The organism is Monashia sp. NPDC004114, from assembly GCF_053603855.1.
Genome location: NZ_JBSGGK010000003.1, coordinates 318149 through 340954, shown reverse-complemented (window position 1 = coordinate 340954; position 22806 = coordinate 318149). Strand labels below are relative to the sequence as shown.

The 22806-nt window shown below is 72.3% G+C and carries 25 protein-coding genes; 18 read left to right on the top strand and 7 right to left on the bottom strand.

Going from position 1 to position 22806, the window contains the following annotated elements:
- Positions 1 to 147 precede the first annotated feature (147 nt).
- The 8 genes from ACWEOW_RS06440 to ACWEOW_RS06405 all read left to right on the top strand — a co-directional run bounded on the left by ACWEOW_RS06440 (position 148) and on the right by ACWEOW_RS06405 (position 6108).
- Positions 148 to 459 (top strand): hypothetical protein, encoded by a 312-nt coding sequence (locus ACWEOW_RS06440; protein WP_452268343.1) that lies wholly within the window; start codon positions 148 to 150, stop codon positions 457 to 459.
- On the top strand, positions 459 to 1421 hold the full coding sequence (locus ACWEOW_RS06435; RefSeq protein WP_452268342.1) for an FAD:protein FMN transferase: 963 nt from the start codon (positions 459 to 461) through the stop codon (positions 1419 to 1421). Before ACWEOW_RS06440 ends, ACWEOW_RS06435 begins: the two co-directional genes overlap by 1 nt.
- Positions 1421 to 1984 carry a ferric reductase-like transmembrane domain-containing protein gene (locus ACWEOW_RS06430; protein WP_452268341.1) on the top strand — a complete coding sequence of 188 codons (564 nt, stop codon included), beginning with the start codon at positions 1421 to 1423 and terminating at the stop codon, positions 1982 to 1984. The genes ACWEOW_RS06435 and ACWEOW_RS06430 overlap by 1 nt, the downstream gene beginning before the upstream one ends.
- Positions 1981 to 3087, top strand: a complete 1107-nt coding sequence (locus tag ACWEOW_RS06425; protein ID WP_452268340.1) for an NADH-ubiquinone oxidoreductase-F iron-sulfur binding region domain-containing protein — start codon at positions 1981 to 1983, stop codon at positions 3085 to 3087. The genes ACWEOW_RS06430 and ACWEOW_RS06425 overlap by 4 nt, the downstream gene beginning before the upstream one ends.
- Complete coding sequence (locus tag ACWEOW_RS06420) at positions 3071 to 3316, top strand: ferredoxin (protein ID WP_452268339.1); 246 nt, start codon at positions 3071 to 3073, stop codon at positions 3314 to 3316. Before ACWEOW_RS06425 ends, ACWEOW_RS06420 begins: the two co-directional genes overlap by 17 nt.
- A 106-nt stretch (positions 3317 to 3422) precedes the next feature.
- Positions 3423 to 4328, top strand: a complete 906-nt coding sequence (locus ACWEOW_RS06415) for an ROK family protein (RefSeq protein WP_452268432.1) — start codon at positions 3423 to 3425, stop codon at positions 4326 to 4328.
- Complete coding sequence (locus ACWEOW_RS06410; protein WP_452268338.1) at positions 4325 to 5278, top strand: 1-phosphofructokinase family hexose kinase; 954 nt, start codon at positions 4325 to 4327, stop codon at positions 5276 to 5278. Before ACWEOW_RS06415 ends, ACWEOW_RS06410 begins: the two co-directional genes overlap by 4 nt.
- On the top strand, positions 5275 to 6108 hold the full coding sequence (locus ACWEOW_RS06405; protein WP_452268337.1) for a class II fructose-bisphosphate aldolase: 834 nt from the start codon (positions 5275 to 5277) through the stop codon (positions 6106 to 6108). Before ACWEOW_RS06410 ends, ACWEOW_RS06405 begins: the two co-directional genes overlap by 4 nt.
- A 339-nt stretch (positions 6109 to 6447) precedes the next feature.
- On the opposite strand, the gene ACWEOW_RS06400 is transcribed toward ACWEOW_RS06405, so the two are convergent.
- Positions 6448 to 7347, bottom strand: a complete 900-nt coding sequence (locus tag ACWEOW_RS06400; protein ID WP_452268336.1) for an SIS domain-containing protein — start codon at positions 7345 to 7347, stop codon at positions 6448 to 6450.
- A gap of 120 nt (positions 7348 to 7467) precedes the next feature.
- Between ACWEOW_RS06400 and ACWEOW_RS06395 the strand changes: the two genes are divergently transcribed.
- Both ACWEOW_RS06395 and ACWEOW_RS06390 read left to right on the top strand, forming a co-directional pair.
- The gene (locus ACWEOW_RS06395; protein WP_452268335.1) at positions 7468 to 8268 is read left to right on the top strand and encodes a DeoR/GlpR family DNA-binding transcription regulator; all 801 of its coding nucleotides are present in this window, start codon (positions 7468 to 7470) and stop codon (positions 8266 to 8268) included.
- 70 nt (positions 8269 to 8338) lie between these two features.
- Positions 8339 to 8518 (top strand): hypothetical protein, encoded by a 180-nt coding sequence (locus tag ACWEOW_RS06390; RefSeq protein ID WP_452268334.1) that lies wholly within the window; start codon positions 8339 to 8341, stop codon positions 8516 to 8518.
- Between the two features lie 10 nt (positions 8519 to 8528).
- Here the strand turns inward: ACWEOW_RS06390 and ACWEOW_RS06385 are convergent, their stop codons facing one another.
- A complete protein-coding gene (locus ACWEOW_RS06385) occupies positions 8529 to 9656 on the bottom strand; it encodes a carbohydrate kinase family protein (protein ID WP_452268333.1) in 1128 nt (375 codons plus the stop codon).
- A gap of 110 nt (positions 9657 to 9766) precedes the next feature.
- On the opposite strand from ACWEOW_RS06385, the gene ACWEOW_RS06380 reads away from it, so the two are divergent.
- Positions 9767 to 11128, top strand: coding sequence for a 6-phospho-beta-glucosidase (locus ACWEOW_RS06380; protein ID WP_452268332.1), 1362 nt, complete (start codon positions 9767 to 9769; stop codon positions 11126 to 11128).
- 22 nt (positions 11129 to 11150) lie between these two features.
- Here the strand turns inward: ACWEOW_RS06380 and ACWEOW_RS06375 are convergent, their stop codons facing one another.
- Entirely contained in the window at positions 11151 to 11447 is a 297-nt protein-coding gene (locus ACWEOW_RS06375) for a hypothetical protein (protein ID WP_452268331.1), read from the bottom strand.
- A gap of 77 nt (positions 11448 to 11524) precedes the next feature.
- On the opposite strand from ACWEOW_RS06375, the gene ACWEOW_RS06370 reads away from it, so the two are divergent.
- The 7 genes from ACWEOW_RS06370 (at position 11525) to cobA (ending at position 20044) form a co-directional block, all read left to right on the top strand.
- The gene (locus ACWEOW_RS06370; protein ID WP_452268330.1) at positions 11525 to 12283 is read left to right on the top strand and encodes a LamB/YcsF family protein; all 759 of its coding nucleotides are present in this window, start codon (positions 11525 to 11527) and stop codon (positions 12281 to 12283) included.
- 8 nt (positions 12284 to 12291) lie between these two features.
- Positions 12292 to 13881, top strand: coding sequence for a 5-oxoprolinase subunit B/C family protein (locus ACWEOW_RS06365; protein WP_452268329.1), 1590 nt, complete (start codon positions 12292 to 12294; stop codon positions 13879 to 13881).
- Between the two features lie 91 nt (positions 13882 to 13972).
- The gene (locus ACWEOW_RS06360) at positions 13973 to 15748 is read left to right on the top strand and encodes a nitrite/sulfite reductase (RefSeq protein WP_452268328.1); all 1776 of its coding nucleotides are present in this window, start codon (positions 13973 to 13975) and stop codon (positions 15746 to 15748) included.
- Positions 15745 to 16494, top strand: a complete 750-nt coding sequence (locus ACWEOW_RS06355) for a phosphoadenylyl-sulfate reductase (protein WP_452268327.1) — start codon at positions 15745 to 15747, stop codon at positions 16492 to 16494. The genes ACWEOW_RS06360 and ACWEOW_RS06355 overlap by 4 nt, the downstream gene beginning before the upstream one ends.
- Complete coding sequence (gene cysD / locus ACWEOW_RS06350; protein ID WP_452268326.1) at positions 16491 to 17435, top strand: sulfate adenylyltransferase subunit CysD; 945 nt, start codon at positions 16491 to 16493, stop codon at positions 17433 to 17435. The genes ACWEOW_RS06355 and cysD overlap by 4 nt, the downstream gene beginning before the upstream one ends.
- Before the next feature lie 76 nt (positions 17436 to 17511).
- Positions 17512 to 18828, top strand: coding sequence for a sulfate adenylyltransferase subunit 1 (locus ACWEOW_RS06345; RefSeq protein WP_452268325.1), 1317 nt, complete (start codon positions 17512 to 17514; stop codon positions 18826 to 18828).
- Between the two features lie 4 nt (positions 18829 to 18832).
- Positions 18833 to 20044, top strand: coding sequence for a uroporphyrinogen-III C-methyltransferase (gene cobA, locus ACWEOW_RS06340; protein WP_452268324.1), 1212 nt, complete (start codon positions 18833 to 18835; stop codon positions 20042 to 20044).
- 101 nt (positions 20045 to 20145) lie between these two features.
- Here the strand turns inward: cobA and ACWEOW_RS06335 are convergent, their stop codons facing one another.
- From ACWEOW_RS06335 to ACWEOW_RS06320, 4 genes are read right to left on the bottom strand one after another with little or no spacing between them, the layout of a single operon-like run.
- Positions 20146 to 21087 (bottom strand): phosphotransferase enzyme family protein, encoded by a 942-nt coding sequence (locus ACWEOW_RS06335; RefSeq protein WP_452268323.1) that lies wholly within the window; start codon positions 21085 to 21087, stop codon positions 20146 to 20148.
- Positions 21084 to 21605 (bottom strand): hypothetical protein, encoded by a 522-nt coding sequence (locus tag ACWEOW_RS06330; protein ID WP_452268322.1) that lies wholly within the window; start codon positions 21603 to 21605, stop codon positions 21084 to 21086. The genes ACWEOW_RS06335 and ACWEOW_RS06330 overlap by 4 nt, the downstream gene beginning before the upstream one ends.
- Positions 21606 to 21632: 27 nt before the next feature.
- Positions 21633 to 22286, bottom strand: coding sequence for a vWA domain-containing protein (locus ACWEOW_RS06325; RefSeq protein WP_452268321.1), 654 nt, complete (start codon positions 22284 to 22286; stop codon positions 21633 to 21635).
- A gap of 13 nt (positions 22287 to 22299) precedes the next feature.
- Positions 22300 to 22770: a hypothetical protein gene (locus ACWEOW_RS06320; RefSeq protein ID WP_452268320.1), complete on the bottom strand. Its 471-nt coding sequence runs from the start codon at positions 22768 to 22770 to the stop codon at positions 22300 to 22302.
- Positions 22771 to 22806 lie beyond the last annotated feature (36 nt).

Sequence of the window (22806 nt, the reverse complement as noted above, 5' to 3'; positions counted from 1 at the left end):
AAATCCCTGAGCGTCGCGGTGGGGTCCCGTCCGGTCGGCCCTTCCGTATGCCGCCGGGTCGGGAGTCATGCCGCATGCACCGCCCGACCACAGCAGGCACACAGAGGCGCCCGCGACGGTGGTGTGAACCCCCCGAAGGAGGCGTCCATGAGCCCCACTCCCCGACCCCTGAAGCGAGCGAGGGTATGGTCCGCAAGTCTGCTGGCCGCCTCGACCCTGGTCGTCGGCGGTATCGCCGTCCACCTCGGCGAGGCGCACGCGCAGTCGGCCGCCGCGCAGACGTCCGGCAGCTCGAGCAGCTCGAGCAGCTCGAGCAGCTCGACCAGCTCGACCGGCTCGACGGGCTCGACCGGCTCGACTGGCTCGAGCAGCACGACCGACACGACCAGCGGCTTCACGGCCGTCTCTCCCGTCGGTGGGACCGACCGCCAGGCCCAGTCGAGCTCGAGCGGGTCCTGATGTCCGCGCCGATCGCCTACTCCCGCGCCGACGTCGCCGGTGCCGCCGGCGGGACCTTCCGCGCCATCGGGACCACGAACCAGATCCTCTGCACGCGGCCCGGCCTGCTGGACCGGGCGGTGGATCTGGCCCAGTCGCATCTTCGCGAGGTCGACCGCGCAGTGAGCCGGTTCCGCCCGGACTCGGAGCTGATGCACCTGGCCGACCGGGCTCGCCGGGCACCCGCGGAGGCGTTCCTCTCGACGACGTGTGCGGCATACCTCGACGCGGCGCTGCGGGCCGCACGTCTGACGGGCGGGCTCGTCGACCCGACGATCGGGTCGGCCCTGGTCGCGGCCGGCTACGACGACGACCTCGACGCGGTGCGGGCGCGCGGCGAGTTCCGGCAGGTGAGCATCGGGCGAGTGCCGCACTGGCACTCGGTGCACCTCAACGTGTCGGCGCGTCGCGTGTCCGTGGCTGCCGGAACGCTGCTCGACCTCGGCGCGACGGCCAAGGCTCACGCCGCCGACACCATCGCGGCGGCACTCGCCGGGTCCCTGCCCGGCGGCTTCCTCGTCAACCTCGGTGGCGACGTCGCCGTGTCCGGTGAGCTGCCGCGTGGAGGATGGTCGGTCGGTGTCGACGACGCCAACGGCATCACCCGGCAGGTGGTCACGAGCACCGGTCAGGCGTTCGCGACGTCCTCGACCCGGCTGCGGGTGTGGCAGACGGTCGACGGCCCCCGCCACCACATCATCGACCCGCGCACCGGCCGCACAGCCACCAGCACCTGGCAGCAGGTGACCTGCGCGGGCGCGACCTGCCTCGAGGTCAACGCTGCATCCACGGCCGCGATCGTGCTCGGCGAGGATGCAGCGGAATGGCTTGCCACACAAGGCATCCCGTCGCGACTCGATCGCGCGGACGGTGCGGTCCTGACGACGCCCGGGTGGCCGGAGCCGATGAGGAGGGCCGCCTGATGAACGAGATCCTCTGGTACACGTCGCGCGCGACCGGGGTGGTGAGCATCGTCCTGCTGACGGCCGTCCTCGTGCTCGGCGTGCTCACTTCCGGGCGTCGCCGACCCCACGGTGAGTCGGCAACGGTCGTCGTGGCCCTGCATCGCTCGCTGTCGCTGGGCATGACCGTGTTCCTCGCGGCCCATATCCTCACCGCCGTCGTGGAGACCTACGTCTCGATCGACCTCGTGTCCGCCGTGCTGCCCTTCACCTCCGGATACGAGCCGCTGTGGGTGGGCCTCGGCACGCTCGCGTTCGACATCATCGTCGCGGTCGTCGTCACGTCGGTGCTCCGGCACCGGCTGGCGGAGCGGACGTGGCGGCGCGTGCACGCCCTGTCCTTCGCGCTGTGGCCGCTCGCAGTCGTCCACGGGGTCGCCCTCGGCACGGGCGACCAGAGCCTGCTTCGGGCCACCACGATCGCCTGCGGCGTCATCGGGCTTCTCGCCATCGGCTGGCGGTTCACCACGACCCACCTCGACCGGCAGCGCCGAGAGGTCGTCGCAGGACAGGAGTGGTCATGAACCTCGTCTCAGTGCTGAGGGACTCCGGCCTCACCGGCCGCGGGGGTGCAGCGTTCAGCACCGCGCTGAAGGTGGAGGCGGCGCTTGCACATGGCGCCCACCTCGTCGTCAACGCGTGCGACGGCGAGCTGGGAGCGGCCAAGGACGCCTGGGTCGTCGAGCACCGGCTCGCCGCGCTCGTCGAGGGCGCGACGGCGGTGGCGGCGGGCAAGCCCGTGACGTATGCCGCCCACCGCGGTTCCGCGACCGTCGCGCGCCTGCGGGCGGCGGGCCTTCAGACCGTCGAGGTCCCGGCGCGCTATGTCTCGTCGGAGGAGTCGTCGCTCATCTCCCTCGTGCACGGCGGCCTTGCCCGACCGATGACCAAGCGCCGGCCCTTCGTCCGTGGCGGTCACGACTCCGCCGGCCGGCGGATCTCTGCGACGGTCGTGCTCAACGCGGAGACGGTCTGGCGGATCGGCCAGGTGGCCCGGAACGGCGCCGACTGGTTCCGGTCGTTCGGCACCGACACCGAGCCCGGCCCACGCCTGGTCACGGTGAACACGCCCGAGGTCCGAGGCTTGGTGCTGGAGGTCGAGGCGGGCGCCATGCTCGCGGACCTTCTGGCGGCCGGCGGTGCTCGGCAGGGCGCGGAGGCGCTGCTCGTCGGCGGCCTAGGGGGCCGGTTCGTGCCGCTCGAGGCCGCGATGCGCCTGCGCTGGACCGGTGCCGACCTCGCGCCGTTCGGTGCGTCTCTCGGACCTGGAGTCGTCGAGGTCCTCGACCCACGCGAGTGCCCACTCGATGTCGTGGACCGCTGGCTGACCTGGGCCTCCGGCGAGTCGGCCGGTCAGTGCGGTCCGTGCATGTTCGGGCTGCCCGCCCTCGCCGCCGACTGGCGAGCGCTTGCTACCGGAGCCGACCCTGCGGCATACGGCCGCGTGTCCTCGCGGGCCGCGCTGCTGCCAGGGCGTGGCGCGTGCCACTTCCCGGACGGCGTGGCGGGCTTCGCCTGGTCGGCCCTGAACGTCTTCGCCGCCCACGTCGAGCAGCACCGCGATGGTCGGTGCGCTGCCCGAGACCTCGCCTCGGACCGGAGGAGCCACCATGTCCTCGCCCACTGAGCCCGCAGGTCGCACGCGTGACACCGCCGCCCGGCTGGGCTTGGTCGAGCCGCGTGGCATCGCGGTCGACCGGGTCGCCTGCACCGGTCATGGGGTCTGTGCGCAGCTGCTGCGCGGTGTCACCCTCGACGAGTGGGGCTACCCCGTAGTGCACGATGCCACGGCCTCGCCCGACGAGGCCGCCACGGCCATCCGCCTCTGCCCGGCCCGGGCCATCTACCGCCACTGAACGAGCGCGACGCAGCCTGTGCCGGGCAGTAGCACCCCGGAGAATGTCCAAATGTGATTGGCTGGCTGTCCATCCGTGCACTAATGCTCATAGACTGCGCATCGTGATGCGTGAGGCAGTGGTCGGGATCGATGTCGGCGGCACCCGGGTCAAGGCTGCCCTGGTGACCCCTGGTGGGGCCGTGCTCGCCGAGACTGTCACCCCGACGCCCGAGGATGTCGGCAGCCAGCTCGGCGAGATGGCGGCCAAGGTCGCGGTGGAGCTCGTCGCAGCCTCGGGTGAGGCCGTGGACCTGCTCGCGATGGGCGTGGCCGTGCCGGGCCTGGTCGACGAAGCCGCCGGCATCGGCGTCTGGTCGGCCAACCTCGGCTGGCGCGACCTCGACCTGCGCGGCAGCGTGGCCGCCCGCGTCGACGTTCCCGTCGCGATCGGCCATGACGTCCGTTCGGGCCTGCTGGCCGAGCACCGCCTCGGCGCCGCCCGCGCCGCCGACAACGTCCTGTTCGTGCCGCTCGGCACCGGCCTGGCCAGCGCGATCCTGTGCCGCGGCCGGCTCGTGACCGGCGGACTCTGGACCGGCGAGATCGGCCACATCATCGTGGTTCCCGACGGTCCCCAGTGCGGCTGCGGCCAGCGGGGCTGCCTCGAGGCACTGTCGAGCGCTGGAGCCATCGGCCGTCGCTGGTCCGAAGCCACGGGCCTCGTCGGCGACGCACAGGAGGTCGCTCGCCGCGCAGACGCCGGGGAGGAGATCGCCGGACGCGTCTGGCGGGAGGCCATCGAAGCGCTCGCGATCATGATCGCGCCCGTGGTCGCCGCTGCCGGCACGGAGCTCGTCCTCATCGGCGGCGGTCTGGTGCACGCGGGTGACACGCTGCTCGACCCGCTGCGGGCTGCCCTGACGATGCGGTTGGGCGGCCGCGAGGACGTCGCCGTCGAGGCGGCCGCCCTGGGCGACCGGGCCGGGTCGCTCGGCGCCGCGACGATCGCGCTCGACCTCGTCGGCCGATGATCGTCACGCTCACGCCGAACCCCGCGGTCGACATCACCTATGCCGTCCCGACCGTGACGCTCGGAGAGTCCCACCGCGTCGACGACGTGCGCGAGCGCGCCGGCGGAAAGGGGCTCAACGTCGCCTCCGTGCTGACCACGATGGGCGCACACGTCATCGCCGTGGCGCCGGTCGGCGCGGACGAGCTCGCAGCCTTCGCCACCGACCTGACCGATCGAGGCGTCAGCCTGCGGCTCGTCGAGTCACCTTGCCGCACCAGGCGATCCGTGGCGGTCGTCGCCGACGACGGCACGGCGACGCTCTTCAACGAGGCCGGGCCCGACCAGCCCCCGGCCGTGTGGGCCCACGTGTCCGGCGCCCTGGCCGCGCTCGCCGACCGGGCCTCCGTGCTGACCATCTCCGGCAGTCTGCCGTCCGGCGCGCCCGACGATCTGGTCCAGTCCCTCACCCGCGAGGCCGCTCGCGCCGGGTTGCGCGTCGTCCTCGACGTCGGCGGACCGGCTCTCGCCCGGGCCCTCGCGGCCCACCCGACTCTCGTGAAGCCGAACCGGGCGGAGGCGCAGTCTGCCGTGGGCGCTGAGGGCGGCCCGTCCTCGACACCGGCGCAGCTTGCCGTCGCGCTCGTCGACGGGGGCGCAGAGGCAGCCATCGTCACCGACGGGGCAGACGGCATACAGCTCGTCCACGATGGGATCGAGCTGCGCGCCTGGCTGCGGGAACCGTTGCGCGGCAACGCAACCGGGGCTGGGGACGCCCTCACGGCGTCCCTCGCCGCTGATGTCGACGCGCTCGGCGGCCTGCCCGAGGGACGCGACGCCTGGGCCGGCGTGCTTCGTCGAGGAGTCGCGTGGTCGGCAGCGGCGGTGCTCCAGCGGGTCGCGGGGGTCATCGACCCTGCCGACGTGGAGCGACTCCTGCCGGCGGTCGAGATCGAGGAGCGCGTCCGATGACCCTCGTCAACCTCGCGAGCGTGCTCGCTGACGCGCGGACGGCCGGTCGCGGCCTGGCCGCCTTCAACGTCATCCAGCTCGAGCATGCCGAGGCGTATGCCGCTGCTGCCGAGCGGGCCGGGCTGCCCGTCGTCATGCAGATCTCCGAGAACTGCGTGCGCTACCACGGCTCGCTGGCCCCGGTCGCCGCGGCCACGCTCGCCGTCGCGCGCGCCTGCGCACAGCCGGTCGTCGTCCACCTCGACCACGCCGAGGACGTCGACCTGGTGGAGGAGGCCGTGCGCCTTGGCCTCACGTCCGTCATGTACGACGGCTCCACCTTGCCTGACGACGCCAACCGCGCGCAGACCCGGCGGGTCGTCGAGCGGTGTCACGCCGAGGGAGTGAGCGTCGAGGCGGAGCTCGGCGAGGTGGGCGGCAAGGACGGTGTGCACGCACCCGGCGCGCGCACAGACCCGGCCGACGCCGCGCGGTTCGTCGACGAGACCGGGGTGGACGCACTGGCTGTCGCCGTCGGCAGCTCCCATGCCATGACCGATCGCACGGCGTCGCTCGACACGGATCTCATTGCTGCACTGAGGGACTCGGTCCCGGTGCCACTCGTCCTGCACGGCTCGTCCGGGGTGCCCGACGACGGCCTCGTGGCCGCGGTGCGAGCCGGGATGACGAAGGTGAACATCGCCACGCACCTCAACCAGGTCTTCACCAGGGCGATGCTGACGCGGCTCGACGAGTCACCGACGGTCGACACCCGGAAGTACCTCGGAGCGGCCCGCGACGCGGTCGCCGACGAGGCCGCCCGGCTCCTTGCCCTGCTGGCCAGGCCCTGACCCCACGCTGGGCCGAGAAGGATCCCAATGTGGCTGGGGGGCCACTCGAGGGGGGTTGGGCGGTCGAGTGGCCGCGGCGTCTCAGCCCGCGGGTGTGGCTGGGGGGCCACTCGAGGGGGGTTGGGCGGTCGAGTGGCCGCGGCGTCTCAGCCCGCGGGTGTGGCTGGGGGGCCACTCGAGGTGGGTTGGGCGGTCGAGTGGCCCCGGCGTCTCAGCCCGCGGGTGTGGCTGGGGGGCCACTCGAGGGGGTTGGGCGGTCGAGTGGCCGCGGCGTCTCAGCCCGCGGGTGTGGCTGGGGGGCCACTCGAGGGGGTTGGGCGGTCGAGTGGCCCCGGCGTCTCAGGTGAGGACGATGCTGCGGGTCAGGTTGCGCGGAGCGTCCGGGTCCAGACCCGCGGCCTCGGCCCGCGCGAGGCACAGCCGGTGCAGCCGCACGAGGTCGGCCAGCGGGTCGACGTCGCGGTGCTCGAAGTGGGCGCCGGTCGAGCGGACCTCGTCGGCCAGGCCCTCCGGCACCTCGCCGAAGGCCCACACCGCCCGCCCGGGCGCGGCGATGCTGATGGGGCCGTGGCGATACTCCATGGCGGGATACGCCTCGGCCCAGAACTGGGAGGACTCGCGGAGCTTGAGGGCCGCCTCGTTGGCGATGCCGTTGCTCCAGTCACGCCCGAGGAAGGTCACCTGCTCGACGGAGAGCAGCGTGTCGAGCGCTGACGTCGGGTCCTCCGCGAGCACCGCGCGCGCCTGCTCGACGACGGGCCTGAGGTCCTCGCCGAGCGACGCGCGCAGCAGGGCGAGCGTCGTCGTGGCGAACCGCGTCTGCACGACCGACTTCTCGTCGACGTCGTCGAGCAGGATGGTCGACCAGGACTCTTGCGCCACCGGGGTTCCCGGGGTCGCGACGATCGAGACGTGCGGCACGCCCGAGGCGCGCAGCTCGTCGATGACGGCGACCACCTCGGTGGTCGTGCCGGACCGGCTGATGACCACGACCCGGTCATATCCGCGGGCCAGCCGGTGCTCGGACGCGGCGAACGCATCGGTGGCGCCCTGCCCCAGGGACTCGCGGCGCGCGGCATACGCCTGGCCCATGAACCATGAGGTGCCGCAGCCGATCGTCGCCACCCTCTCACCGGGCTGCGGGAGCACTCCCGCGAGCTCGTCGAGGCGCCCGATGGTGCGCGCCCAGTCGTCGGGCTGCGTGGCGATCTCGCTGGCAAGGTGGGTGGTCTGCGACATGAGGCGGCTCCGGGACGTGGGGGCGGGCGGCAACTTCCTTGCTTGTGTCTGCGCGAATCACAGCCTAAACGCGCATAGATGGTCATGTCTAATGCTGAATCTGCGCGGTATGGTCGGCGCGTGACGGACGACAGCGACCTTGCGCGAAACCGGGCCAGTCGCTGGTCCGTCATGCTGGACCGCCTGGCCACGTCCGGCCGCCTCGGCGTCGGCGAGGCGGCCGAGCTGCTCGGGGTGAGCGAGGCGACGATCCGGCGCGACTTCTCCGAGCTCGCGCGTCGGCAGCTCGTGGCGCGCAACCATGGCGGCGTCGTCGCGACCTCGGTCGCGTACGAGCTGCCGTACCGCTACCGGAGCAGCCGCACCGACGACGACCTGTCGCGCGTCGCCGACGCCGCAGCAGCCCTCGTCGAGGTGGGCCAGGTGATCGGGCTCAACGGCGGCACGACGACGACGGCGACGGCCCGCGCGATCACGGGACGGGAAGACCTGGCCGACGGCGGCGAGGTCACGATCGTCACCAATGCGCTCAACATCGCCACCGAGGCGGTGCTGCGCCCGCACGTGCAGTGCGTGTCGCTCGGCGGCGTGGCCCGACCCGAGTCCTACGAGGTGACCGGGCCGCTGGCCACACTCGTGCTGCAGCAGCTCTGGCTCGACGTCGCCATCGTCGGCGTCAACGGGTTGACCGCCCGCGAGGGCGCCACCTGCCGGCACGAGGAGGAGGCGGCGATCATCCGGACGATGATCGAGCGCTCCAAGCAGGTCATCTGTGTGGCCACCGGCGACAAGCTCGGGGTGCGGACGTTCGCCTCGATCTGCCCCGCCACGCGCATCGACCATCTCGTCACCACCGCGGGCGCGGCCCAGGCCGAGGTCGACGCGCTGCGCGACGCGGGCGTCGACGTGCATATGGTCTGAGCGCTGCTGTCGAGATCGGCACGTCCGCTCCGTCGTCTCTCACGGACGAACCACGAGAGAGGACGAGACCATGTACGACCTGAACTACACGTATCCCGAGATGTACCTGGCGACGGCGCAGGACCGGATCCGTCGCGCCGAGCTGAGCCGCAAGCGTGCACAGTGGCGCGCCGAGCGCAGGCAGTCGGGCACCAGTCGTGGGCGGGTTGCCCGACTGGTTGCACGTGAGACCCCGCCGACGCGGGACTGAGGACCTCGGCTCAGAACGGCTCGACGTCGGCGCGGCGGGCGATCGTCGCCGTCGCGCGCCGGCAGGCCATGACCGGCACGGTGGGCACGATCTCGCCGAGGAAGGCGTAGCGGCGACGCAGCGAGCGGTGATAGGCGTCCTCGCACGTGTCGGCAGACAGCGCCGTCCACCAGTCGGCGAGGTCACCCCACCCCGGCGCGGCGAGCGACCCGCCGTACTGCTGCATCGCGAGCCCGGCGCACAGGCTGGCGAACGCCAACCGTTGCTCCAAGGGCCACTCGGCGAGGGTGCCGACGAGCAGGGCTGCGCCGAACACGTCGCCCGCGCCCGTCGGGTCGACCTCGTGGACGCGCAGCGACGGCACGCGGACCTCCTCGCCCGTGCGCTGGTCGATCCCGAGCGCGCCGTCAGCGCCGTCGGTCACGATGGCGACGGGCACGCGGTCGGCGAGAGCGTAGATCGCCTCGACCGGCGACCGGGTGCCGGTGTAGGCCATCGCCTCGACGGCGTTGGGCATGAACACGTCACACCGGTCGAGGCGCTCGAGCACGTGGGGCGACCACTGCTCCTTGGGGTCCCAGCCGACGTCGGCGAAGACCAGAGCGCCGTTGGCCCGGGCCTCGTCGACCCAGGTCGGGCCGCTCGTGGCCGCGGACCCGAACGCCTCGTCCTCGGCCAGGTCGACCATGACGGCCCGCGAGCGCGGTGGGGTGCCGATGAGCTCGCTCGCTGGAAGCGGCGACGGATGGCCGTGGGAGACCATGCTGCGGTCGCGCTCGACGGACATCGACACGGTGACCGGGCTGTGCCAGTCGGCGAACCGGCGGCTGCGCGAGAGCTCGATCCCCTCCTGCTCCTCGAGCGTGCGCCAGCAGAAGTCGCCGTAGTCGTCGTCGCTGAAGGCCGCGGCGAGCGAGGTGCGCAGACCGAGCCGGCGCGCCGCCACGGCGAGGTTGGCGATGCCGCCGGGGCAGGACGCGAGGCCCTCGGCCCAGACCTCGGTGCCCGGCTGGGGCGCGGACGGCAGCCCGGCGAAGATCATGTCGAGGAAGACGGTGCCCCAGACGAACACGTCGAGGTCGGGGTCGGCGGCGGAGCGCCGAGCCGCGAGCGGGTCGAACGTGTGGTTGCTGGGCACGGCTCCATGGTCCCCCACGCGACCGACGCTGGTCCCATACTTTCCGCATCGGTGTTGTCGGGCCGGGGCCGGTAGCGCCCGCTTGGTAGCGTCCAGGACGTGGTGCATCCATGAAGCTCGTCGTCCTCGGTGGTGGTGGGTTCCGCGTGCCGCTCGTCTACGGCGCCCTCCTGGGCGACCACGCGCAGCCGCGCGTCGCGCAGGTCGTCCTCCACGACACCGACGCGTCCCGGCTGGCGGTGATCGCCAGGGTGCTCGACGCCCAGGCCACGCGGTATGCCGGCGCCGACCCCACGGCATACCCTCCTCCCAGCGTGGTGACGACCACGGACCTCGAGCGGGCGCTCGACGGTGCGGACTTCGTCTTCTCCGCGATCAGGGTCGGCGGCCTGCCCGGCCGCACGGTGGACGAGCGGCTGGCGCTGGACCTCGGCCTCCTCGGGCAGGAGACGACGGGCGCGGGGGGCGTCGGCTACGGACTGCGGACCGTCCCGGTCGCTGTGGATGTCGCCGAGCGGGTCGCCCGGTGGGCCCCCGGCGCGTGGGTCATCAACTTCACCAACCCCGCGGGCATGGTCACCCAGGCGATGCAGGCGACTCTCGGGGACCGCGTCGTCGGCATCTGTGACTCGCCGCTCGGTCTCGCGAAGCGGGCCGCGGGCGCGCTCGGCGAGTCGCTCGACGACCTCGACATCGACTACGCGGGCCTCAACCACCTGGGCTGGCTCGCCGGCCTCCGGCGCGACGGCGTCGACCTGCTGCCCACGCTGCTCGACGACACGCCCGCTCTCGCCACCCTGGAGGAAGGGGCGCTGTTCGGCGTCGACTGGCTCCGGTCGATCCGGTGCATCCCCAACGAGTACCTCTTCTACTACTACTTCACCCGTGAGGCCGTCGCGCAGATCACCGCGGCGCCCCGGACGCGAGGCGAGTACCTCGTCGCCCAGCAGGCGAGCTTCTATGCGGCTGTGGCGGACTCACCGGCGAGCGCGTGGGAGCGCTGGGACGCGGTGCGGCGCGAGCGCAACGCGACGTACATGCAGGAGACCCGCGACGCGGAGGGCCAGGAGCGCTCCGAGGCCGACGTCGAGGGTGGCGGCTACGAAGGGGTGGCGCTGTCGCTGATGGCGGCGATCGCCCGCGACGAGCCCTCGCGGCTCATCCTCAACGTCCGCAACGGCGGCACACTCCCGGGGCTGCCGGCCGACGCCGTCGTCGAGGTGCCCTGCAAGGTGTCGGCGGGCGGCCCGGCGCCGCTGCCGGTCACGCCGCTGGCCGGACACCAGCTGGGCCTCGCCCAGCAGGTCAAGGCGGTCGACGAGCTCGTCCTCGAGGCTGTCCGCGAGGGCTCGGAATCCCTTGCGGTGCAAGCCCTTGCGCTCCACCCGCTCGTCGACAGCGTCACCGTCGCCCGTGACCTCATGGCCGGCTACCGTCGCAGCCTGCCCGACTTCTACGACCGGTTTCGCTAGTCGGCCGGGCGCGTCGCCCGCGTCACGCCACGATGAGGCCTACCCCCAGCGTCGCGAGGCTGACCGCGAGCAGCGCGGCACCGGCGAAGACCATGACGATGAGGCGGTTCGGCCGGTCGCGACCGGCGCCCATCGACGAGAAGAAGAAGCCGCCCGGCATGAGCAGCGCCGCCACGGCGACGCCCGCGCGGGCGAGCCACTCCCACAAGCCGGTCAGGGAGGCGTGGTCGACGAACAGCTGACACAGCAGAGCGAGGACGAGCAGCACCCCAGCGTGGGCGTGGCCCGCCCGGGCGAACTTCTCCTGGAACGGGGTCACGGCGGCCCGGCCCCTCACGATCAACGGGGATAGCCGCTCCCGGGCTCCACCTCCGGTCCGTGCGGCAGGATCGTGCCATGCGCATCGACCTCAACGCCGACGTCGGGGAGTCGTTCGGGGCGTGGACCCTCGGTGACGACGACGCGATGCTGGGTGTCGTCACCAGCGCGAACGTCGCGTGTGGCTTCCACGCGGGCGACCCGCTGACCCTGCGCTCGACATGCCGGTATGCCGCCGAGCGTGGTGTCGTGGTCGGCGCACAGGTGGGCTACCACGACCTCGCCGGCTTCGGACGGCGGTTCGTCGACGTGCCTCCTGACGAGCTCGCCGCCGACGTGATCTACCAGATCGGGGCGCTCGCGGCGATGGCCCGGGTCGCCGGCGCCCGGGTGGCCTACGTCAAGCCGCACGGAGCCCTCTACAACGCGATCGTGACGCACGAGGGCCAGGCCCGGGCCGTCGTCGAGGCGGTCGTGGCCGTCGACCGGTCGCTCCCGGTCATGGGACTTCCCGGCAGCGCCGTGCTCGAGCTCGCGGCGGCGGCCGGCCTTCGGACTGTGTCCGAGGCCTTCGCAGACCGCGCCTACACCAGTGACGGCCACCTCGTCCCGCGCACCGAGCCTGGTGCCGTCCTGCGTGACGTCGACGAGGTCGCCGCGCGCGTCGTGCGCCTGGTCCGGGACCGGGTCGTCACCGCTGTCGACGGGCGAGATGTCGCGGTCCAGGCCGAGTCCGTGTGCATCCACGGCGACACGCCCGGAGCCGTCCGAATGGCCCGAGCGGTGCGGTCCGCGCTCGAGGCCGACGGCGTCACCGTCCGCCCGTTCGTGCTTTGAGGAGGCCGATGGAGGCGCGCCTGCATCCGATGGGCGAAACGGCAGCGCTCGTCGAGGTCGACGACACCGCCGCCGCGCTGGCCCTGCGAGCCGCGCTCCGGTCCGCGATCCGGTCTGGGAGCGAGAGCGCACTGAAGGCGGTGGACGAGCTGGTCGTCGGCGCCCGCACCGTGCTCGTCAGGGTGTCAGACCCTGCCCGCCTGGCCCCCGTGACTGAGGCAGCGCTGGGGATCGCAGGTGCGACCGCTTCCACACTTCCGGCCGCCTCGTCTGCGCGACAGGTCGAGGTTCCGGTCGTCTACGACGGACCTGACCTCGACGAGGTCGCCCGGCTGACCGGACTGTCGCGAGAGGAGGTCGTCGATGCGCACACGGGCGCCGAGTGGAAGGTGGGCTTCGGCGGGTTCGCGCCTGGCTTCGCCTATCTCGTGGGTGGCGACACGCGTTTGCGGGTCCCGCGCCGTGACGAACCGCGTGAGCGCGTGCCAGCCGGGTCCGTCGCTCTCGCAGGCGAGTTCAGCGGCATCTATCCCCAGGAATCGCCGGGCGGCTGGCAGATCCTCGGGTCGACCGACCTGGTGCTCTGGGACGCCGAGCGGACCCCGCCCGCCCTCCTCGAGCCGGGCACGACGGTGCGCTTCCGGGCGATCAGCGTCCGGAGGGTGCCCTCCGTCGACCCGACACCCTCGTCGCCCGACGAACGGCCTGCACCCCCTGTCCCCAGCGTCGCGCTCGAGGTGCTCGCAACCGGGCCCCTCGTGCTCGTCGAGGACCTGGGGCGGCGTGGTCTCGCCGACGCGGGAGTGCCGCGATCCGGGGCGGCCGACCAGGCGGCATACCTGCTGGGACTTCGCCTGGTAGGTCACCTGCTCGGCCCCGACGCGGCGGCGCCGGCGTCCCTCGAGGTGGTGCTCGGCGGCCTCGTCGCCCGGGCGCGCGGAGACCTCCTCCTCGCGATCACCGGCGCGCCCTGCCCAGCATCCGTGGACGGTCGGCCGGTGCCGCACGCCGCTCCGTTCGCCCTGCGGGACGGTCAGGTGCTCAGGCTCGACCGCGCCACATCAGGGCTGCGGACCTACATCGCCGCGCGAGGTGGCCTCGCCGTGCCGCCCGTGCTGGGCTCGCGATCGAGCGACACGCTCTCCGGGCTCGGCCCGCCGGCAGTCGCGGTGGGTGACGTGCTGCCGATCGGCGAGCCGCCGCAGCGGTTCCCGGTCACGGACCTGGCGCCCCTGCCTCAGTCGGACCAAGGGACAGCCGTCGTGCTGGGGATGACGCTCGGACCGCGTGCCGACTGGTGCGACCTCACGGCCTTGACGAGGACGACCTGGACGGTGTCCCCCCGAAGCAGCCGCGTCGGAATCCGCCTTCAGGGCATGCAGGTCGCGCGACGACGGGATCTGGACGGGCAGGAGCTACCGAGCGAGGGACTCGTGCCCGGGGCCATCCAGGTGCCGTCGGGCGGCGAGCCCGTCGTGTTCCTCGCCGACCACCCGGTGACCGGTGGCTACCCGGTCGTCGCGGTGCTGACATCGAAGGCCATCGACCGAGCCGCACAGCTCAGACCAGGGGACGAGGTGCGGCTGGCCTGGTCCTGAGCCGCGCAGTTCTCCCACCAGATCAGTGGGAAAGGGCCGGATGGCGGACCCGGCATGATCGTGGATAAGCGACGGTTATACATTCGATTACATGACCGTCACCGAGACCTCCGCGCCGTCTGGGACTCCCGGGACCCCCCGGACTCCCGGGACTCCGGGCGCGCGGCCGGCACCCAGGCCGCCGCGCGCCGACCGCTCGAACGGCCAGTGGAAGGTCGACGGCACCACACCGCTCAACGCGAACGAGACGTGGAAGCAGGAGGAGGGCGGCCTCGGCGTCCGCGAGCGCATCGAGACCATCTACGCACAGCAGGGCTTCGACTCGATCCCACCACAGGACCTCAGCGGACGTTTCCGCTGGTGGGGGCTCTACACCCAGCGCAAGCCCGGCATCGACGGAGGCCGCACCGCCCAGCTCGACGACACCGAGCTCTCCGACCGCTACTTCATGCTCCGGGTCCGGCTCGACGGCGGCGCCGTCAACCTCGCCCAGCTGCGCACCCTCGCCGAGATCTCCACCGAGTTCGCCCGCGGCACCGCCGACATCAGCGACCGGCAGAACATCCAGTACCACTGGATCCGCGTCGAGGACGTCCCCGAGATCTGGCGCCGCCTCGAGGCCGTCGGGCTGCAGACGACCGAGGCCTGCGGAGACACGCCGCGCGTGATCCTCGGCAGCCCCCTCGCCGGCATCGCGGCCGACGAGATCGTCGACCCGACGCCGGTGATCGACGAGATCCGGAGCCGTTTCATCGGGGACCCGTCGCTGGCGAACCTCCCCCGCAAGTTCAAGACCGCCGTCACCGGCCACCCCAGCCTCGACGTCGTCCACGAGATCAACGACGTCTCGCTGGTCGGCGTCGTCCACCCCGACCTCGGCGTCGGCTACGACCTCTGGGTCGGCGGCGGTCTGTCCACCGCCCCCCGCCTTGCCGAACGGGTCGGGGTGTTCGTCCGGCCCGACCAGGCCGCCGACGTGTGGCACGGCGTCATCCAGATCTTCCGTGACTACGGCTACCGGCGGCTCCGCAACAAGGCGCGCCTCAAGTTCCTCCTCGCCGAGTGGGGGCCGGAGAAGTTCCGCCACGTCCTCGAGGACGAGTACCTCGGGCACCCGCTGCCCGATGGCGTCCCACCGGCCCCCGCGACGGGCCCCGGCGACCACGTCGGCGTGCACCTGCAGAAGGACGGCACCCGCTACATCGGCGCCTCACCGGTCGCCGGTCGCATCAGCGGCGATGTCCTCGCCGGCCTCGCCGACCTGCTCGAGTCGGTCGGCTCGGACCGGCTCCGCTTCACCCCGCACCAGAAGGTCGTCGTCCTCGACGTCCCCGGGCGGCGAGTCCGTGGTGCAGTGAGCCGGCTCGAGGCACTGGGTCTCGCCACGGCGCCGAGTCCGTTCCGCCGCAACACCATGGCGTGCACCGGCATCGAGTTCTGCAAGCTCGCGATCGTCGAGACGAAGGCCACCGCGGCGCGCACCGTCACCGAGCTCGAGCGCCGCCTCGCCGACATCACCGACCGGCTCGACACGCCGATCACGCTCAACGTCAACGGCTGCCCCAACTCGTGCGCGCGCATCCAGGTCGCCGACATCGGTCTCAAGGGCCAGATCATCACCGTCGACGGACCCGACGGCTCCGGGCCACAGCAGGTGCCCGGGTTCCAGGTCCACCTCGGCGGCGGTCTCGCCTCGGCGGACCGCGACGAGGCCGGCCTCGGCCGCACCGTGCGCGGCCTCAAGGTGACCGCCGACGACCTGCCCGACTACGTCGAGCGCGTGGTCCGCCGGTTCCTCGACGAGCGCGAGGCCGGAGAGACCTTCTCCCAGTGGACCGCCCGAGCAGAGGAAGGAGCACTCGTATGACGACCGTGTCCCTCGCCACGCCCACAGTGCCCCGCAGGCGACGGAGCAACGACGAGCTGAAAGCGCTCGTCGACGACTTCAACGCGACGCTCGGCGCCGACCCGGAGCACGAGCCGACGGCCGACGAGGTCGCCGCGTGGGCCGCGTTCCACTTCGAGGGGTCGCTCGCCGTCGCCTGCTCGATGGCCGACGCCGTCCTCCCGCACGTCGTCTCTCGCTTCGCGCCAGGAGTCGACGTCCTGTTCCTGGACACCGGATACCACTTCTCGGACACCCTCGTCACTCGCGACATCGTCGCCGAGGACCTTCCGATCAACCTGGTCGACGTCTTGCCCGAGCTCACCGTCGCCGAGCAGGACGAGAAGTACGGCCCGCGCCTCTACGAGCGGGACCCGGCACTCTGCTGCCAGATGCGCAAGGTCGAGCCCCTCGCGAGGACGCTGCCGGCATACGAAGCCTGGGTGACCGGCGTGCGGCGCGAGGAGGCGGCGACACGCGCCAACACGCCGCTGGTCACGTGGGACGAGAAGAACGGCCTCGTCAAGATCAACCCGCTCGCCGCGTGGACCTTCGACGAGCTCCAGGCGTATGCCGTCGACAACCAGGTCGAGGTCAACTCGCTCCTCTCGGACGGCTTCCTCTCCATCGGCTGCGAGCCGTGCACCCGCCGGGTCGAGCCCGGCGAGGACCCCCGTGCCGGCCGTTGGGCCGGATTCACCAAGACCGAGTGCGGACTCCACACATGACCACGACCATCACCCCGCCGGCCGCCCTCGCGCCCGAGGCGCCCGACCGCAGACTCAGCCACCTCGACGCCCTGGAGGCGGAGTCGATCCTCGTGATCCGCGAGATCGCCGCCGAGCTCGAGCGGCCGGTGCTGCTCTTCTCCGGCGGCAAGGACTCGGTCGTCATGCTGCACCTCGCCGCGAAGGCGTTCTGGCCCGCGCCGATCCCGTTCCCCGTGCTGCACGTCGACACCGGGCACAACTTCCCCGAGGTCCTCGCCTACCGCGACGAGACGGTCGCGCGTCTGGGCCTGCGGCTCGAGGTCGCTCGCGTGCAGGACTACATCGACGACGGGCGGCTCCGTGAGCGGGCCGATGGCACCCGCAACCCGCTGCAGACCCAGCCGCTGCTCGACGCCATCGCCGAGCACCGCTTCGACGGGGTCTTCGGCGGCGGCCGCCGCGACGAGGAGAAGGCCCGCGCCAAGGAGCGGATCGTCTCCCTCCGAGACGAGTTCGGCCAGTGGGACCCCAAGAACCAGCGGCCCGAGCTGTGGAACCTGTTCAACCCGAGGCACCGTCCGGGCGAGCACGTGCGCGTCTTCCCGATCAGCAACTGGACCGAGGTGGACGTGTGGCGCTACATCGAGCGTGAGGACATCCCGCTCGCGTCGCTCTACTACGCCCACGAGCGGGACGTCTTCCGTCGCGACGGCATGTGGCTCGCTGTCGGGCCGTACAGCCAGCCCCGCGACGGCGAGACCGTCGAGACCAGGCTGGTGCGCTACCGGACCGTCGGTGACATGTCGTGCACCGGTGCCGTCGAGTCTGCGGCCGTCACGAACACCGAGATCGTCGCCGAGGTGGCCGCCTCGACCCTGACCGAGCGCGGCGCGACCCGCGCCGACGACCGGATCAGCGAGGCCGCCATGGAGGACCGCAAGAAGGAGGGCTACTTCTGAACTCCCCACGAAGTTCTCCGCTCGTCCCTCGCTCCGATACTTCGCGGGGGCCCCAAGACGACAAGGACACTCCGAGATGACCAACCTGCTGCGCCTCGCGACCGCCGGCTCGGTCGACGACGGCAAGTCCACTCTCGTCGGGCGCCTCCTGCACGACACGAAGTCGGTGCTGTCCGACCAGCTCGCCGCGGTCGAGCGCGTCTCGCGCGACCGCGGCCTGACCGCCGCCGACCTGGCGCTGCTGACCGACGGCCTACGGGCCGAGCGTGAGCAGGGCATCACCATCGATGTCGCCTACCGCTACTTCGCCACTGCGACAAGGTCTTTCGTCCTCGCGGACTGCCCGGGCCATGTGCAGTACACCCGAAACACCGTGACCGGGTCGTCGACGGCCGACGTCGTCGTCCTCCTCGTCGACGCTCGCAAGGGGGTGCTGGAGCAGACTCGCCGGCACCTCGCGGTGACCGCACTGCTGCGCGTGCCGCACGTCGTCGTCGCCGTCAACAAGATCGACCTCGTCGACTTCTCGGAAGAGGTCTTCGACCGGGTCCACGCGCAGGTCCAGGCCGTGGCCCGGGAGCTCGGCGTCGAGGACGCCATCGCGATCCCGGTCAGTGCGCTCGACGGCGACAACATCGTCGAGCGCTCGGCCCGCACGCCGTGGTACACCGGGCCCAGCCTGCTCGAGCTCCTCGAGGCGCTGCCGCCCTCCGACGACCCGAGCCACGAGTCGTTCCGCCTGCCCGTCCAGCTCGTCATCCGCCCGCAGGCAGCGGCCATCGACCCCGGGCAGCGCGACTACCGCGGGTATGCCGGCCAGGTGGCCTCGGGCGTCGTCCGTGTGGGGGACGAGGTGGTGGCGCTCCCGTCGGGTCGCCGCACGACCGTCGCCGGGATCGACCTCGGCCAGCGCCCCCTCCAGGAGGCGTTCGCCCCGCAGTCGGTGACGCTGCGCCTGGCCGACGAGATCGACATCTCGCGCGGTGACGTCATCGCCGCGGCGGACGCCGCACCGGCTCCGAAGCAGGACATCGAGGCGGTCGTCTGCTGGCTCGGCGACGCCCCGCTGCGGCCCGGCCAGCGGCTCCTGCTCAAGCACGGTTCGCGCACGGTGCAGACCGCCGTGCGGGCCCTCGACGGCGCCCTCGACCTCGATGACCTGCACGCCGTGCCGACCGAAGCCCTGTCGCTCAACGACATCGGCCGGGTGACGCTGCGCCTGGCGTCGCCCATCCCCGTGGAGAACTACTCGACCTCCCGTCGTGGCGGAGCGTTCCTGCTCATCGACGCCCACGACGGGCGCACCCTCGCGGCGGGGATGGTCGGTGCCACGCTGCCCACCGCCGAGCCCGCGCCGTCGTCGCCGAAGGGCGACGAGGAATGGGACATCTGAGCTCATGAAGTCGGCCCTGCCCATCGTGCTCGACCTCGACGGCAAGCTTGTCGTGGCGGTCGGCGGTGGGCCGGTGTCCGCACGGCGCGTGCGGGCGTTCGTCGACGAGGGCGCTGTGGTGCGGGTCGTGTCGCCGTGGGTCTGCGAGGACCTGCGCGATCTCGTCACGGAGGGCCACGCGGAGTGGGTCGGTCGGGACTACGCCGGCCCTGCGGACCTCGCCGGCGCGTGGCTGGTCCACACCGCGACCGGCGAGCCGGGCGTGGACCGGCGGGTCGCGCAGGACGCCGCCGCGCTGCGGGTCTGGTGCGTCGACGCGACCGATGCCGCCGCCACCTCTGCGAGCATCGCCGCCCGCGCCGACGTGACCACCCGGGACGGCCGGGTCACCGTGGCCGCGTATGCCGCGGGCGACCCCGGTCTGGCCGTGACCGTCCGCGACGGCGTCGAGCAGGTGATCGCCTCCGGCGCGCTCGACCTTCGTCGCACCCGGGCGCGCGACGGCCTTGGCTGGGTCGCACTGGTCGGCGGCGGGCCAGGTGCGGATGGCCTCCTCACGGCCCGCGGGCACGAGCTGCTGGCCTCGGCGGACGTCGTCGTCGTGGACCGGCTCGCCCCGCGCGCTGTCGTGGACCGGTTGCCGGCCTCGGTCCGCGTCATCGACGTCGGCAAGACCCCCGGCAACCATCCGGTGCCTCAGTCCCGGATCAACGACATCCTCGTCGAGGAGGCCCGGCGCGGGCTGGGCGTGGTGCGGCTCAAGGGCGGCGACCCCTACGTGCTCGGGCGCGGAGGTGAGGAGCGGCGCGCATGCGAGGCACACGGCATACCCGTCGAGGTCGTTCCCGGCGTGACCAGCGCGGTCGCCGTTCCGGCGGCCGCCGGCATCCCGGTGACGCACCGCGGGGTAGCTCGTGGCTTCTCGGTCGTGACCGGCCACGAGGACATCCCGGTGATGCCGACCGGGGCCGACCACACGTTGGTCCTGCTGATGGGTGTCACGCAGCTCTCGCGCACGATGGATCTGCTTGTCGCACATGGCCGCTCGGGCGACTGCCCGGTCGCCATCGTCGAGCGCGGGTTCCTGCCCACCCAGCGCACCACTGTCGGCACGGTAGACACCATCGCGGCGCTGGCGGCCGACGTCGGTGTCGAGTCGCCGGCGGTGATCGTCGTCGGCGATGTGGTCCGGCTCTCCCCCGCCTGGCCCGCCTGAGCACGCAACACACCGAACAACTGCGAACATCGGCGGAAATAACCGTCGATGTTGGCGATTGCCCGGTGTGTCTCGGCGTGTTCCCTCAGGAAGGCCACAGGTCAGGTGACTGCGGCGAGGATCCGGTCGATCCGTGCGAGCGTCACGGGGTCGGCCGGGATCTCGCGGAACCACGCCGCGAGCCGGTCCCGCTCACCCTGGTCGGACGCACCCACCCACCGCGAGCACGCGAGCTGGCCGATGTGCGCCTGCTCTGCGACGACCATCGAGAAGTGAGCGCGGCGCGTCACGCGCCCAGGACCCCCCTCCTGCCGGTATGCCGTGTGGATCCGTCGCGCTCGCGCCGGGTCGTCCGCGCCGAACTCGAACAGCACCATCGCCAGCTCCATGCTCGGGTCGGCTGGTCCGAGGTTCTCGAAGTCGATGACGCAGACCCGCCCGTCTGCGGACGCGAGCACGTTGTCGGCCCAGAGGTCCCGGTGGCAGAGGATGCGCGGCCCGTGCGGCTCGATGACCGCCTCGACCGCGATGAGCTCGTCAAGGAGGGCACCCAGCTCGTCCGCGAAGGGCGCCTGCTCGACCACGAGTCGGGCGTGCAGGTCTCGCCAGCTCCGCTCACCGAAGCCGGTGGCGAACCAGTTGTCGACCGACTCCTCCGAGGGCCGGGACGCGATGTGGAGCCGTGCGACCGTCCGCCCCACCTCTGCGGGGTCGAGCAGGCGGCTGCGGGGTCGCAGGTCGACCCACTCGAACACCCTGACAGCAGAGCCGTCGACGAGCGTGGCGACGTCTCCGCCCGGGGTCCGAACGATGGCGGGAGTGAAAACCCCTGCGGCACGGGCGGACTCGACCAGATCGAGGTCGCCGCCCACCTCGTCGAGGTCAGGCTGGGCGTACCACTCCTTGACGGCGTAGTCGCGGACCCGCGTGCGCAGCCGCCACACCCGTCCGAGCTGGCCGCGTGCGACTGGTCCCTCAAGACGGGCAGGGCGGGGGAGGTCGTACGCGTCGGCGATCGCGAGGGCCTCGGATGCCTCGATCACGGCACGATGCGCCAGACCGCCACCGCGACGGTCACCACTGCGAGGACGCCGGCCGCATACCCGAGAGGCGTGCGGCCCTTGCTGCCTCGGCCGAAGAGCAACAGGACCGCCGCGAGCACGGACAGCACCGCGGCGATGACCGTCTCCTCCGCGCCGCGGTCGATCGTGCGGATGATGATGGTCGCGTCGCCGCCGAAGCGCACGAAGTAGCCGAGCACCCGCACGAGGAAGAAGACCCACCAGCCGACGGTGACCCAGAACAGCGCGATGCCGACCTTCTCCAGGAGCGGGTCGACCTGCTCGGGCGAATCCGGCTGGGCGGCATACGGCCCCGGCTGGGCGGCATACGGGTTCGCAGGCGTGAGGGGCAGCGCTCGCGTCAGTTCCTGCTGGGGGACCGGCTGCGTCGCCGTCGTGGGCGGCAACGGCACCGTGAACTGCTGCGTCGACCGCCCCTGCGCCTCGTCAGGGGCGGTCGGTCCGGGCGTGTCGCCCGAGTCGCCCGAGTCGTTGCTCATGGCGACAACGTACCCCCGGAGGGGGTCTCACTCAGCAGCAGCGGCGCGCTGTTCGTCGTCGAACGCCATGTGGATCGCCGCTTCCTGCAAGGAAGCCCCCGCCGCGACGGCGGATCGGGTGCGCCCGATGTTGCGTGACGTGGCGGCCATCGCCGCCGCCACCCGCCCGCGGCCGTACGTCATGGAGTGCGCAGCCGAGACACCGATGCTCGAGCCGACCTCGATGGCGTCCTGGTCGGCGCCCAGGTAGAGGAACTGCCAGCTGTAGTCCTTGGACTGCCGCTCGATCATCTGCTTGACCTGGGGATGCGTGAGCTCGCGGGAGGCGTTCTCGTGGCCGTCGGTCATGATGCCCACGACGACGATCCCGGGGCGCTGCTCCTCGGGCAGGGCGGCGAGCCGCGAGCCGGCCTCGCCGACGAGCCGCCCGATGGAGTCGAGCAGGGCTGTGCTGCCGCGCGGCTGCAGCTGCAGGGGCGGCACAGCGGCCAGCGGGAGGTCGCGATAGACCTCTTCGTACTGGTCGTCGAACTGGGCGAGCGTGACCCGACAGTCCCCGGGCTGCTTGCGCTGCTCCTCGATGAAGGCGTTGAAGCCGCCTTCGGTGTCGTCCTTGATCGACTGCATCGACCCGCTGCGGTCCAGCAGGAAGTAGAGGTGGGTGAGGTTCGCGTTCGTCATGTCATGCCCTTCGTCAGGTGGTGCGCCGTGCGCGGAAGCGCAGCGGCCTGGGCTGCTCGGCGAGGTCGGCGGCGTCGCGGTGCCGCCCCTCCTCGAGGTCGTAGCGGGCGCGCTCCACGCCCGCGGCGGTGACCCGTCCGGCCTCCGAGCCGTATGCCGCGAGCAGCTTCGTGCGGGCAAGGCGCGGGCCGACGGCGTTCTCCGAGAGGCCGGCCAGGGCCCCGGCGGTGCGGATCGTGCCGCCCTCGGTCACGAGGACCGCGGCCATGGCCTCGTCGATGGCCGTCGTGACGTGCTCCTGCGCGGCGCGCAACAGGGGCAGGGCGGCGCTCGGCGGCGTCGCGTCTGCCTGTGCCAGGGCCGCTGCCGCGGCGTGGATCGAGGCGTGGATCGAGGTGAGGACCGCGTCGGCGCGCGCCGGCGGAGTCTGGCCGTCGATCGGATCTCCGGCGGGGTCGGAGTGTGTCGTGCCGGGTGGTGTCATCTCCCCATCGTGCCGCAGTAACTGCGGCAACGCAAT